Genomic DNA, 12,836 nt, shown 5'->3' on the forward strand with positions numbered 1-12,836 from the left:
GCCGCCAGCCAGCAGGCGAACAGCAGCAGCGCGGCCCGGCGCGCGATGCGTGGCATTTCGCGCCGCCTGGTCATAGGCGCCCCTCTCTCTTTTGCCGTCATGACAAAGGCATTGGGCTCTAGCCGCACCGTTCCCCACGCGTCTCCTCCCGCTTCCATCGAGGCGCTTCCGGCAGCCAGGAAAATAAGGAAGATCCAGAACAGCCCGTACGACATATCGATGTCCACCGCGGCATGCAGAAGGAGCGCCGCAGGCGCTGCGGCCCCATCCTTTCTGCCCGTAGCGGCCAATGCCAGCAGGACGGCGGCAAACAGCAGCATCAGCAGCAGGCCTGCAGCTCCATGATCCATAACCTGGTCGAGGTAGCCGCTGTGGACTTCGCTTCCCGTATACGGAACTCGCTGCACAGAGCGGAATAGGCTCCGCCACGAATCCCCTCCCGTCCCTAGAAAAGGAGCTTTGGCCGCGATGCTTAGAGCATCCAGGTAATACATCAGCCGCGATGCCCCCGTCTCCTGCGAAGCGGCCGCCCGATGGACAGGACTCAAAGGCAGCCACAGCAGCGCGGCCGCCAACAGGATTCCTCCGGACGCAAGCAGTCTCCAACTCAAAGGCTTAGCAGAAAGCGGGCTCCTCCAACCTCGCTTCCCCGGGTTTGAAGCAGCTTCGTTTGGAAATCCCGATCTATTTTTTGCCAGAGACTTGAAAATTGGGTCGGGCGGAATCTCTTTCCGGCACATAGAGACCAGCTGCAGCAGGAATAAGGCGCCAACAGCCAGCACGGCCGGAGCAGCGGCCCAAGCCGCCGCCTCTCTCAACGGCGTTCCGGCGTTGGGAATGCCCCAAGCGGCGTACCCAAGGCGATAGGCTATTCCCGTCAGCGCCGCTCCCCCCGGCAAAGTCCCGGCGGCTGACACCAGCCATCGCGATCGGATGTTCCTTGGAGATAGGAGCATCCCGAGCAGCAGGCCTGCTCCGGCAGCCGCCCATGAGCCGCGCGACTCCGTCAGCACGAGAACGGCAAAGCAAGGTGCGGCGAGAAGCGCAGCGCTCCAGCGGAGCAAGCGGTTGCCGCCGGCGAGGATTTTCCACTGGAACACAAGGAGTGCCGCCATGAAAGCCCCGAGGGAATTGCTGTACTGCAGCCAGCCCGCCAGTCTCATGCCCGATGCGGACAACCGTTCATCTTCCGTGAACAAAATATAATCGTTTCCGGTAATCCAGCCGAACCACGCGGCTGCAGAGACGGCGACCGCGGCAGCTGCGAACAGCTGAATGCCGCCAGCGAGACTGCCGCTTCCGGCCACACGAGTTCGCAGCAGCACTAGCAGTGCGGCCGGCACGCTCCAGCGGAGCGCTTCATTCAGGCTGCCTCGCACCGAAACAGGCGAGAAAGCAAGCCCGACAACGCACAGCACCGACAACGCCGCAGCAAGGAAGCAGGCCGCCGTCAGCAGCCCATTTATCCTGCTCGCTCTCCGTCTCGCCCCCGTCGGCATCTTCTCCTGCGTTCCCCGTCTCGCCCCCGTCGGCATCTTCTCCTGCGTTCCCCGTCTCGCCCCCATCCGCAACTCTTCCTGCGTTCCCGGCCTCGCCGCCGTCCAGATCTTCCCCTGTGTCCCCGACCTCCCCGCCGCCCGCATCTTATCCCGCGTTCTCCGCATTGCCGACGGCCATTTATCCGGCTGCGATAACAGCCTCGCTTCGGCGAGCTTCCTCGCTTTCACTCTCCGCCCTGCTGCCGTTGTCCCTTTACGCCTCAGTCCTGCCCCGAGGAGCGAAGCAGCAGCCGCTAGGCAAAGCATCGTTTGCAAGCCGTAGTAGCGCTCATCGAAGTACATACCTGCCCGGCTCATTACCCAAACAAGCAGCGCTGCGCAAGCCGCAGCCCCCGCCGCTCCGTGCAAGGATATCCCTTTCATCCGGATGCGGCCAAGCGTCTTCCGGCCTCTTTTTCGCGCAGGAGTCTCCTCCCCTTTCTGAACGCTTTTTCCACCGGATTCCGATTGCATGAGGCAGCCCCCCTTCTGCTCCCATTGTTGCCGCTATCCAAGCCTCCAAACCTTATATTCAGGGAATCCCATTAAGGCCCTATCGTTTAAAGAACTTCTTGAAGCTGCTGTTGTCATTGTCATTGTTTTTGTCTTTGTCTTTGTCTTTGTCTTTGTCTTTGTCTTTGTCTTTGTCTTTGTCTTTGTCTTTGTCTTTGTCTTTGTCTTTGTCTTTGTCTTTGCCTTCGTCAGCCAAAAACAAAAAAAGCCTGCAGAGCAGGCTTTTGAAGGCAAAAAAATCATCCCGGCTTCTGCAAGCGGCAGCGGCCGGGATGATCTCGGGCAATCCCTATTCGGCAGCCCCATCCTCCGAACCTTGCCGTCCGGCTCTGCGGGCCAAATAATACTGCTTCATCTGCTCATGGACGATAAAGGCGCGGAGCTGGCGGGCCGCTTCCGGCTCCAGCGCCCCCAATCTCGCTCCATAGGATGGCGCGCCGGCAGCGTCCTGCCTCCATAACACCTCGAGCCTGCAATGGAGCTCGAACCCGAGGTCAAGGACGGCCTCCACTTCGCCGGAGCAGGGAAGATCGATCTCTTTCGACGCCCTGAACCCGACGCCCTCCAGGCTGATGTTGCATACCGTGATTTCGGCCAGCGCCGCCTTCTTGCGGCGCAGCTCGTCCTGCTGCTCCAGATGGGAAAGATCCTCCTCGTCCATCAGCTTTTCCAGCTTCTGCAGCAGCGCCTCGTCAAGCCCGTTGTGCCGAAGCTCGTCCGACCATTGGAAGCGGAGCAGATCCGTGCGGGTCGGCTTGCGGTTCGCGCTCCGGTCTCCGACGAGCAGACGGCCGGCACAGTTCACTTCGATCCGGGGATGAATCCTTTTCTCTTCCGGAAGCAGGTATCGCTCGTAAGGAAACAGCAGGGCGAGGGAGCCTTCCCGGCGTCCGATCACCCGCGAAGGCATCCGATACATACCGGAAACCGACTCCACGGTGAGCCAGACGGATTTGCCCAGCACGAACAGCTGGGGCCTGGCAACGCCGACCTCGATGAGGTCTCCCTCCATCAAGGTAAGCGTTCCTTCCTCGATCAAGCCGTCTTGCTCGACGATCGTCCGGCTGCCGAGCAGAAGCGAAGGGATCAATGTCTGCTCCAGCCAGGTGCTGTCGTCTCCAGACTGGTGACCCGATTCTGCTTGAGGGGTCGGCGATGATTCCGGCATTTGCATCATGGAACATTCCTCCTGAGCCTGTGGGGTGCCTTGGCAAAACTAAACTTCCCGGATAATGGTCAGATGCAGCTCGGTCCGCAGGTCGATGTCATACGGTACGGACGGCTCCGAGCCGTCTGCTTCCTTGATGATGCGAAGAATCGGACGATGCACGGCGACCTGGAAGTTTTTGGAGACGACGCCGATCTGCCCCGTGTTCAGCTCCACCGTCGTAGAGACGGGATACATGGAAATATGATTGCAGAACAGCCGGACCAGATCAAGATCGAAATAGGTGTTGCCGGATGCGAATAAAAATTCGATCGCCTCGGAAGGCGTGTATCTTTTGCGGTATGGCCGTGACGCGGTCAGCGCATCGAACACATCGGCGATGCCGACGATCTGGGCGTAGATGTGGATCTCGTCTTTCTTGATCCCGCGGGGATAGCCGCTCCCGTCATAGCGTTCATGATGCTGAAGGGCGCAGTGCGCGGAAAGCAGGGAGACGTCATGCTGCTTGCGGAGAAGATCGAAGCCTTCCACAGTATGGTTCTCGACGATCTTCCGCTCCTCCGCTGTCAGAGGCCCCGGCTTCTGCAGCAGCGGCTTCGGCACGCGCGTCATGCCGATGTCGAACAGAAGCGCTCCGATGCCGAGCTCCTCGAGCTGGTTGCGGTTGAACCCTTTGGCAATGCCGATAATGCCGGCCAGCACGGCCACATTGATGGAATGCTGGAACAGATAGGAATCGTGGGTATGAATTTGCCCGAGCTCTACGAATACGTCCTCCCGGGTCAGGACATCGTTCATGATATCGCCGAAGACGGATCGGAACGTCCTGCCCATTTCCGGAAGCGCGGCTCTGCCCCTGGCTTGGGGCTGGCTGATCTGGACCGTCATCAGCTTATGCATCGCTTCCGCGGCTTTGCGCCTAGTGCTGTCCCGGATCGTCTCGCTCGGCTCGATGCCCTCGGTAAGCGCATCCTCCACAAATATGATGTCGATGCCAAGCTCGGTCAATCGCTGGATATAACGGCTGCTGAGCTCCATGCCCGCTCCGAGCAGGATGTTGCCGTCCTCGCGAAAGATTGGCCTTGCGAGCCTTGCGCCCGGCTGTACGCTGCTAACTAGTACTTTTCTCATGACTTACGGCTCCGCTTTTAGAATATCATGCCTTCTTGCAGCTAAAATTGAACTTGCAGGAATTGGTTCTATTCTATCAGAATATTCGCGGTCGTGTCATGCCTTTAAGGGGGTCATCTGTCCCATATGGGCATCAAGCGAGCTTGCGGCCTACGATGCAATTGCGGCCGTTGTTCTTGGCCTCGTACAGAGCCGCATCCGCCTGCTCGAACAAATGCCGGATGTAAGCGGCGGATTCCCTTGCTTCCGAAGGAGTCTGGCGGCCCTCGACGGACAACACGCCGACGCTGATCGTAATCGATATGTAAAGTCCCGCCGTTCCCGTCACGATGCGGTTGCTCTCCACCGTCTCCTTGAGCCGTTCGGCCAGCTTCTCCGCCTGCTGCCGGTTCGTGTGGGGCAAGTAGATGGCGAACTCCTCCCCTCCGTAGCGGGCCAATAGATCGGATCTGCGCAGGATGCCCCTCACCGCCTCCGCCGTGCCGAACAGCACCTCATCCCCGATCAGATGGCCGTAGCTGTCGTTGATCTGCTTGAACAGGTCGATATCGAACATGATGACGGCGAAAGGAATGTGATAGCGGATATTGGCCGCCATCTCATGCTCCAGCCGCTGCATCAGGAACCGCCTGTTGTAGCAGCCGGTCAGGCTGTCGGTCGTCGCCATCTGCTCCAGCTTCAGGTTCGCCTTGAACAGCTCCTCCTGAATTTGGACGAGCTCCCTGTTGCGAAGCTGCAGCATCTCGTTCTGCCGGTTCTTTTCTTCCACCAGATAGCGGATCTCCGTCACATCCTGCATGGAGATCACCCTGCCGAGAAGCTCTTTCGTCCCGGAGAGGATGGGGGAAGCATCCAGAAGGACATGCCTCATGCCGACGGCGTCCGGTCCTGGAATGGCCAGCTCCATCTGTACCCGCTCCGGTATGACGGAGCCATATTTGGCCATGAAGGCCTCCGTTTCCGCAGTATCCGTACCGCATTCCCGAAGGAATGCCGCCAGATCGACCCGGTCCCCCGTCTTTGCCGCCATGTACGATTCCATTGAACGGTTGCATTCCAGCACCACGTCATGCGCATCGATGACGATCAGACCGGCCGCAAGCGAATCTGCGATATCTTTCTGCGCGATCCGCACGATATCGAAAACGCGGTAGCGCTGGATCGATGTCGTGAAATACAAGGCCGAAAGAGCGAGTCCAAGCGAGGTGATGCCGGGAATATCGGGGAAATACGGACTGAACACGACATTTACGAGAAGATCGGCCCATCCGAAGGCCAGGAAGAGCAGCAGTCCCTTGAGAGCCATCCCTACCTGGCTCCGGTGCCTCGGGGTCCACCCCCCGTCGCAGCGCTTTCACGATACAGATCATGGACAGAAGGCAGAGCAGGACAATCTCGGCGAACAGGATCCAGAAAATAGGGCCGTACTCCCTCTGAACCCATATGTCTCCGCCTGTCCGGACGAACAGCCCCCGCGGATTGGCCAGTATGCCGATCACCGTCAAGGCGACGGGGACGGCCAGAGCTGTCGATGCCCGGCGGGTAAGCAGATAGGACTGGCCTGTAAGGAAGAAGGTGAGCACGAGCCAGCCGGCTCCCTGCAGCGCGAGGGACGAGAAGGAGGCCGAAATGTAGAACAGCTGGAAATGAGGATTGTCCGTCGTCCTGGCTGCGAATTGAGTCAGCGGCCATAACATCATCGAGAAGTGGAAAAGCAAATATACCTTATGTAGCCGCGTCATAGGGTTATGAAGAAAGAGATAGAAAAATAGGCCAAGCATAAACACGAACAAACTGAAATCAGCCCATATCCATGATTCCAATTGCTTCACCCATTCGCTTAAAAATCCATTGTCTTCCATTATATCACAGGCATCAGGGTCCGCCACCCTCAATTGAGCGCGACAGAGAACCCTGTTCCGATAAAGGAACAGGGTTCTCTGAACATATCGATAATTGGAAGGAATGGAGCTACAGCGAAGGAAGCCTTCCGGCCGCCGCAAGCTCCCGCTCGAGAGCCGGATCCAGATTGAGGCTGTCCCGATAGCGGCGGTACTCCAGCAGCTTTTCCTTTTCGAGCTTGCCGCTTGGCGAGCCTTTTCTGCGGACCGCGCGGATCATCAGGTTTTTGGGCGTATGCTCAGGGTCGATGAACTCCAGCACCTGGGTCCGATAGCCTGCCGCTTCCAGCAGCGCCGTCCGGGCCGCATCCGTCGCCAGCGCCGCGAACCGCTCCTTCAGCAGGCCATGCCCCAGGAGCGGAGCCAGCTCCCCGCTGCGTATTTGGCCGAAAGCCTCGTGCTGGCAGCATGGCACCGACAGGATGACGGAAGCGTCCCAGCCGACCGCCTTGGCCAGCGCCGCATCGGTAGCCGTGTCGCAGGCATGCAGCGTAACGACCATGTCCGCGGCCGACAGCTCGCCGAAGCGGCCGATGTCCCCCACCTGGAAGCGAAGCGACTCATAGCCGAGCCTGTCCGCCAGCGAGGAGCAGAAAGCGATGACATCCTCCTTGAGATCCAGCCCGATGACGGAAATGGAGCGCTTCTGCTCGACCGCGAGCAGATGGTACAAGGCAAAGGTGAGATAGGACTTGCCGCAGCCGAAGTCGACGATCTTCAGCTCACGGCCTTCCGGCAGCTGGTCGGCCACATCGTTCACCATTTCAAGGAAACGGTTGATTTGGCGATATTTATCCTGCTTGTCCGCCTTCACCCGGCCCTCCGCCGTCATGATGCCGAGCTCGACAAGGAACGGCGCCGGCGCGGAGCCTTCAAGCACCCGCTTCTTCATGCGGTCATGGGAAGCCGTTCCGCTCTCCGCCATCTTCGCGGTCGCCGGCTTCCGAAGCAGCGCCGCTTTTCCTTTTTTTGTTCAGCAGAAGCTGAAGATCGGCCTCCGGCGTCTTGAAGATCGCCTGGCGGTAATGCTCCTTCATGAGCAGGACGATGCGCGCGGCCGCAGCTTCCGGGTCGAGATTTTCATGAAGCACCTTGGTCTTGTGATGGCTCTCGAACTGGTAGCGGAAGCCCGACTTCAGCTTGACCGGCCGGACGACCGTTCGCGGCGCGACCTCGTCCGAGCTTCTCCTCAGGCCGCTCATCGAAGCTTGCAGAAGCTCTCCTCTCTCGGCTGCTTCGCCTATCGTCTGCTCCCAGGCGGTCGTTTCCTCTTGCTTGTCCATGTCATCCATAACTCCTTCTTGAATCGTATCCGCCAAGCGGGGCCCCGCTCCGGCGACAGGCCGGCGCGGGGCCCCGTCCGAGGATCCGGGCTGCTCGTGCAATGGTCAGGACTTCTTGTCTCTAGAACCGTCCGCCTATCCTATGCGGTCTTCCTTGAGAACCGTAAGAAGCTCAAGCCGGGTAACTCCTCCCGCAGCGAGCCGCTCATCGTCTTGAAGCAGCAGCCTGCGGTAAAACGCCTCGTTCTCTCCCGGCGCCAGCTCCCCGTCCTCCTCAAGCTCGAACATCAGATCCTCGGCGAGGGCATAGCTTCCCCGCTGCTCCATCCAGCGGGCTGCCAGCCGCTTCGTATCCGGGGGCAGCTCGTAGGAAGCAAGCGCTTCAAGCTGGCGTTCGGCTTCTTCGTCCGGATCCGCCGCGATCCGTTCCGCGCCCATCAGGGACAGCCTCATGAACAGATGGAGCGATTTGATACGGAGCACGAAGGCGGCGGACTCCTGTCCAAGCTCCAGCAGCAAGTCCGCTTCCTCGCGAAGCAGGACGGCAAGCACCTGCAGCTGGGCATGGTCCGGATTCCCGCTGCGCGACAGCATGGCGACGAGATCCTCGTCGGACAAGCTGCGCAGCAGGCGCGAGTTGAGCCGGAACTGCTTCTCCAGCAGCTCCTCGATCGCCTGGAGCGCCTCCGCATGCCTCCATTCTTTTTTGAGCCCAAGCACGGCCCCGGCTACCTGTCCGAGCTGTTCGATCATCCGCATGATATAATCCCGCTGGAACATGAATCTCTTCCTTCCCGCCGCCGGAATATCCAGCCCGGCTGTTTATTCGCTGGCCGGGAAGCTTTCCCGCATCCAGTCCTCGATCGCTTCCGCCAGTTTATCCGGAGCTTCCATCATCCCCATATGCCCGCTGTCTTCCAGCACGATCGTGCTGGAGCGGCTGCCGCGCGCGGCGAACACCCGCTCCGGCGGAACGACGCCGTCCTTGGCTCCGGCAACGAGCAGCACGGGCAGCTCCGACTGCTCCACGACATGGCTGCGGCCGGAACGGGCTTTCATGCCGAGCGCTATGGCAGCGGCGCTCTCCGCCGACGTGCCGTAGCCGATCTCCTTCGCCCGTTCGGCAAGCTCGGACTCGGCCCGCTCGGGCGCGAACAGCTTCGGCACAAGGCCATCCACGAAGGGCTTGATGCCGTCCGCGCGCAATGCCGCAGCCGCCTTGTCGCGCCCGGCCTGCGCTTCGGCGCTGTCCGGCAGCGGCGTGGAGTGGACCAGCGCGAATCCCTTCAGGAGGGCTGCATGTCTTTCGGCAAGAGCAAGAGCCGCATAACCTCCGAGCGAATGGCCCAGCACGACAGCCGGCCCGGCTTCCAGCGCATCCAGGAGGGCAGCGACATCCTCCGCAAGCTCCTCCATGCCGAGCACCGCTTCCCGGGCTCCCGAAGAACCGCCGTGGCCGCGCAAATCCGGCGTCAGCACCCGATATCTTTTTTCCAGGATCGGGAGCACCTTCTCCCAATAGGCGGAGCTTCCGCAGAAGCCGTGCAGAAGAACAAGCACATCCTGTCCCGCTGCGCCTCCATTGTCTCTATAGGCCAGCTCCGTTCCGTTGCTCAGCGTCAGCTTGCGGGTTGCAAGCGATCGGTCGGACATCTTCGATCATTCCTTTCCTTTGCCTTATAAGTTGAAAGTTGAACTCGGAATTCGAACTTCGTTCTCGGCATCAAGAAGCGTCATTGCCCCTGCGATTGTCCGCGGACCTGCTCGCGAAACCGAACTGACCTCCGGTTCCACCCTCCTCAGGCATGTCCGACGCCGCCGCAGGCCAGGCAGCCGCAGCTGCGTCCGCGATTCCCTGCGCCATGCCGATGACGCGGTACAGGCTCGTCGTCTGGATGATCCAATAGGGCTTATGTCCCTGAGTATTGACGACAGCGGCGACGCTGTAGTCTCCTACCGGCGGCAGCTGCTGCCCGATGGCTTGTCCCGGCTGCAGCGGACCGCTGCGCACGAGGTAAAGCCCCGTCGATTCCGAGCGGCCGAGGCAAGCATCGATGGCGATGACGCATGCCGTCTCGCTGAGTGTCGCCAGGATCGGACCGACCTGCTCCGAATCGCATGGCTGCTCAAGCGTCCCCGTCACCCGGGGAAAGCCTTTTTCCCGCAGCATGGAGCCGGCGAGCGGTCCCAGCGAGTCGCCCGTCGAACGGTCGCTTCCGATGCATAAAAAGACGACCTCGTCCCGCAAGGGATGTTTCTCGGCAACCGATTCAAAAAACGTTTCCAGACCCCGCCCGTCGACCCTTGCCCACTTGGCCGCGTCTTCCGGACGGATTTGCTTCAGTTCCCGCTTCATATCCGCGCCCCCATTAACGCTGGCAGATTAGTTTGCTTCTATTGTACCGGAAGAGCAGGCTCCGTTCAATTTGACGGCCGGATGGCGCACATGGGAAGGCAATGGCTTTCATGGTACAATGGATGAAAGCCATATATCCGCAGGAGGTTTTCCATGACTGACCTTAGCCAGCCGACCCAGGAAAATGTAGAATTCATGATCGAAGCCATCAAAACCAAGCTGAAAATGGCCACAGCGGCCGCCATGCAGGCTTCCAGCTTCGGACCGGGCTGTTATGAGGATATCCGGGAACTCTATGAAATCGTATCGTCCAAATCCAACTTCAGCATCAGCGAAGTGGAGGCTCTCGTCTCCGAACTCGGCAAGCTCCGCGCGCCACGCTGATCCCCGTCCGGGCCGCAAAGCTCCGGAGAGCAAAAAACACCCCCGCATGCATGCGGGGGTGTTTGGCTTGTCGCCGTCTAGACGGCTTCTTTTTCCGGTGCAGCTTCGCTGGCAGCCGTTTCTTCGGCAGCCGCTTCCACGGAAAGCTTCACGTTGACGAGCTTCTGCTCGCCGCGAAGGAACTGCGCCAGCCGCTCGAGCTTGTCGGCCAGCTCCGGTCCCGTAAGAGATACGTTGAGCTGATAGCCGAATTGGTCGGCCGGCAGCTTGACCTCGCGCGGCATATAAGCGAATTCGCCCGTTCCCGGGTTGGAGCCTGCCAGCTGGTCCGGATAGAACTTGTCGGATTTGTTGACTACGCGCTCGTAAATGCGCAGCTTCTTAAGGAGCATGTAATATTGAGCGGAATGCTTGAAGCCCCAAGCTTCCCGGATATCTTTCAGCGTGTAATCCGTCTTCCAGCGCTTAAGTTTTTCAACTTGCTCATCGGATTCCAGCTTCAAAAATTCATCAAGCGGCATAATCGGCATCAAATTTTACCCCTCCAAATATCAGATGTGTCTCATTATCATTTATTAATTAACGAATATATATTAAAAAATACCATAGAAAATTGACTTACACAATTATTTTTTCGCTTGAATGAGTGAATTTTTATCTTATTATTCGCCATTATTGAACATATGCTTCTGCCCTTTCGAAAAAATGTTCACCTTTTCCAGACCATTCGACATCATTCGCTCTCTCTCTTTTACTTTTGTGCATAAAAAAAACGCAAAACGGCTTGAAATGCCGTCCTGCGTTTTTTGTGCCGCCATGCCCATCGACATCCAAATGTTCCGCTCAGCCGTTGTCCGGCTGAAGCCCGGCAGCGGCGGCAAACCGCTTGAACGCCGCGCGGCCCTCAGCCGTCCGCTTATAGACGCCCGCATCCGTCAGCACCTGCAGGAACTTGTCTCCTGCGGAATCCAGTACCGCCTGCATAGCGGCTTCGCGATCCATCGTCTTTCCCCATGCCTGCATCAGCTCGGCGTACCAGCGTCCATGCGGAGCCATGGCCGCGCCGTCCGCTCCCGCTGCGACATCCTCCCATTGCAGCGCTCCGGATAGACACGCAGCGATGATTTCCATCTCCGCCTTGAGCCGCCCAGGCAGCACGGCCAGCCCCATCACTTCGATCAGGCCGATATTTTCCCTCTTCAGATGATGGAGATGGCGATGAGGGTGGAAAATGCCTTCGGGATGCTCCTCGCTGGTCCGGTTGTTGCGAAGCACGAGATCAAGCTCGTACACTCCGTCTTCCTTGCGCCTTGCCACCGGAGTAATCGTGTTATGCGGAATGCGCGTCCCATGCGCCTCTGTATGAGCATGGATCTCCGCCTCGGGATCGCTGTATTCTCTCCAGGCGTCGAGTACATCCGATGCGGCTTCGGCGAGCTCCCGCCGGTCTCGGCCCGCCAGCCGCAGCACGCTCATCGGCCATCGGACGATTCCGTAGGAGATGTCCGGCCGGGATGAATGGGAGAAGCTCTCCTCTACGGGAGCCTCTTCCATCGGGAAGACATGCCGTCCTCCCTGGAAATGGTCATGGCTGAGGATCGAGCCTCCGACAATGGGAAGATCGGCGTTGGAGCCGACAAAATAATGCGGAATCTGCTCCGTGAACTCCAGCAGCCTGCCGAAAGTGCGGTGCGTGATCGACATCGGGCTGTGCTCGGCCCGGAAGACGATGCAATGCTCCTTGTAGTACACATACGGAGAATATTGAAGGAACCAGGACTCGCCGCTCAGGCGCAAGGGCAGAATCCGGTGGTTCTGCCGGGCCGGATGATCGGCTCTTCCGGCATAACCCATGTTCTCCTTGCACAGCAGGCACTTCGGATAGGCCGAAGGGGGCATGCTTCTGAGCATGGCGATCTCGGCGGGATCCTTTTCCGGCTTCGATAGGTTGACGGTCATTTCGAGCGGTCCGTAAGCCGTCGGATGGATCCAGTTCCTATTGAGCGCGACGCGGTCGAGACGGATGTAGTTGGCGTCGATATTGAGCCGATAGAACTCATCCGTCGCCTGCCGGATGCCGCGCTCCGCCGCAGCAGCCCGGAAGCGGGCATGCGTCTCGGACGGCCGCGGCATGAGCAATCCCATCAATCGTGCATCCAGCAAATCCCGCTCCGTAACGCTGTCCCGGATCATGCCGGATGCAGCGGCATAGTCCAGAAGCGGCCGCAGCAGCTGCCGKCKCGTCATGATGGACTCTACGCGTCCGTATTTCAATTTGATCTCGTCATAAGTCAGCTTCTCGACTGGGGCTCCCATGGCATCCCCGAGCGCCGGTCGAGATCACCACGCCCCTTACCCGACTGCGGAATGTCGTCATCGATGCATGCTCCTTACTTGATGGTTTTGTTCGCGTATTTGGTGATCTCGGTTCCTCCGGCTGCGTTCCAAGCTTCGACGAACTGGCCGAACTGGCTCAGAATACTACGACCACGGCTATCAGGTCGGACAAATGGCGGCCGAGGTGCTGAAGGACGGCAAGAAGGTAGGGGACATGAAGGTGGG

General features: G+C 59.3%; 13 protein-coding genes and 2 pseudogenes. 1 reads left to right on the top strand and 14 read right to left on the bottom strand.

Features of this window, described 5'->3' with window-relative positions; genetic code table 11:
- The 11 genes and pseudogenes from BN871_RS24345 to yyaC all read right to left on the bottom strand — a co-directional run.
- Positions 1 to 1,565, bottom strand: a pseudogene (locus BN871_RS24345) (O-antigen ligase family protein); the annotation flags it as partial.
- A gap of 526 nt (positions 1,566 to 2,091) precedes the next feature.
- Positions 2,092 to 2,337 carry a hypothetical protein gene (locus BN871_RS28680; RefSeq protein WP_053087046.1) on the bottom strand — a complete coding sequence of 82 codons (246 nt, stop codon included), beginning with the start codon at positions 2,335 to 2,337 and terminating at the stop codon, positions 2,092 to 2,094.
- Positions 2,338 to 2,340: 3 nt separating this feature from the next.
- Positions 2,341 to 3,228, bottom strand: a complete 888-nt coding sequence (locus BN871_RS24355; RefSeq protein WP_048749566.1) for a PilZ domain-containing protein — start codon at positions 3,226 to 3,228, stop codon at positions 2,341 to 2,343.
- Positions 3,229 to 3,267: 39 nt separating this feature from the next.
- Positions 3,268 to 4,350 (bottom strand): HD-GYP domain-containing protein, encoded by a 1,083-nt coding sequence (locus BN871_RS24360; RefSeq protein ID WP_021879969.1) that lies wholly within the window; start codon positions 4,348 to 4,350, stop codon positions 3,268 to 3,270.
- A 133-nt stretch (positions 4,351 to 4,483) separates the two neighbouring features.
- Positions 4,484 to 5,656 carry a diguanylate cyclase gene (locus tag BN871_RS24365; RefSeq protein WP_048749568.1) on the bottom strand — a complete coding sequence of 391 codons (1,173 nt, stop codon included), beginning with the start codon at positions 5,654 to 5,656 and terminating at the stop codon, positions 4,484 to 4,486.
- Between the two features lie 46 nt (positions 5,657 to 5,702).
- Positions 5,703 to 6,212, bottom strand: a pseudogene (locus BN871_RS30375) (histidine kinase N-terminal 7TM domain-containing protein); the annotation flags it as partial.
- 109 nt (positions 6,213 to 6,321) lie between these two features.
- Positions 6,322 to 7,176, bottom strand: coding sequence for an SAM-dependent methyltransferase (locus tag BN871_RS24375; protein ID WP_332310248.1), 855 nt, complete (start codon positions 7,174 to 7,176; stop codon positions 6,322 to 6,324).
- Positions 7,148 to 7,534 (bottom strand): hypothetical protein, encoded by a 387-nt coding sequence (locus BN871_RS30055; protein WP_332310249.1) that lies wholly within the window; start codon positions 7,532 to 7,534, stop codon positions 7,148 to 7,150. The genes BN871_RS24375 and BN871_RS30055 overlap by 29 nt, the downstream gene beginning before the upstream one ends.
- 135 nt (positions 7,535 to 7,669) lie before the next feature.
- Positions 7,670 to 8,314 carry a DUF6483 family protein gene (locus BN871_RS24380; protein ID WP_048749571.1) on the bottom strand — a complete coding sequence of 215 codons (645 nt, stop codon included), beginning with the start codon at positions 8,312 to 8,314 and terminating at the stop codon, positions 7,670 to 7,672.
- Positions 8,315 to 8,356: 42 nt separating this feature from the next.
- Positions 8,357 to 9,187, bottom strand: coding sequence for an alpha/beta fold hydrolase (locus tag BN871_RS24385; protein ID WP_021879972.1), 831 nt, complete (start codon positions 9,185 to 9,187; stop codon positions 8,357 to 8,359).
- Between the two features lie 70 nt (positions 9,188 to 9,257).
- Complete coding sequence (gene yyaC, locus BN871_RS24390) at positions 9,258 to 9,890, bottom strand: spore protease YyaC (protein WP_021879973.1); 633 nt, start codon at positions 9,888 to 9,890, stop codon at positions 9,258 to 9,260.
- A gap of 153 nt (positions 9,891 to 10,043) precedes the next feature.
- Here yyaC and BN871_RS24395 point away from each other — a divergent pair, with 153 nt between their 5' ends.
- Complete coding sequence (locus tag BN871_RS24395; RefSeq protein WP_021879974.1) at positions 10,044 to 10,274, top strand: DUF1128 domain-containing protein; 231 nt, start codon at positions 10,044 to 10,046, stop codon at positions 10,272 to 10,274.
- Positions 10,275 to 10,351: 77 nt separating this feature from the next.
- On the opposite strand, the gene BN871_RS24400 is transcribed toward BN871_RS24395, so the two are convergent.
- The 3 genes from BN871_RS24400 to BN871_RS24405 all read right to left on the bottom strand — a co-directional run bounded on the left by BN871_RS24400 (position 10,352) and on the right by BN871_RS24405 (position 12,590).
- A complete protein-coding gene (locus tag BN871_RS24400; protein WP_021879975.1) occupies positions 10,352 to 10,804 on the bottom strand; it encodes a hypothetical protein in 453 nt (150 codons plus the stop codon).
- Between the two features lie 132 nt (positions 10,805 to 10,936).
- A complete protein-coding gene (locus BN871_RS28040; protein WP_157060386.1) occupies positions 10,937 to 11,104 on the bottom strand; it encodes a hypothetical protein in 168 nt (55 codons plus the stop codon).
- A gap of 13 nt (positions 11,105 to 11,117) precedes the next feature.
- Entirely contained in the window at positions 11,118 to 12,590 is a 1,473-nt protein-coding gene (locus tag BN871_RS24405) for a UDP-glucose--hexose-1-phosphate uridylyltransferase (protein ID WP_053087047.1), read from the bottom strand.
- Between the last annotated feature and the right edge of the window lie 246 nt (positions 12,591 to 12,836).

The organism is Paenibacillus sp. P22 (genome assembly GCF_000469945.2).
Lineage (GTDB): Bacteria > Bacillota > Bacilli > Paenibacillales > Paenibacillaceae > Paenibacillus_O > Paenibacillus_O humicus.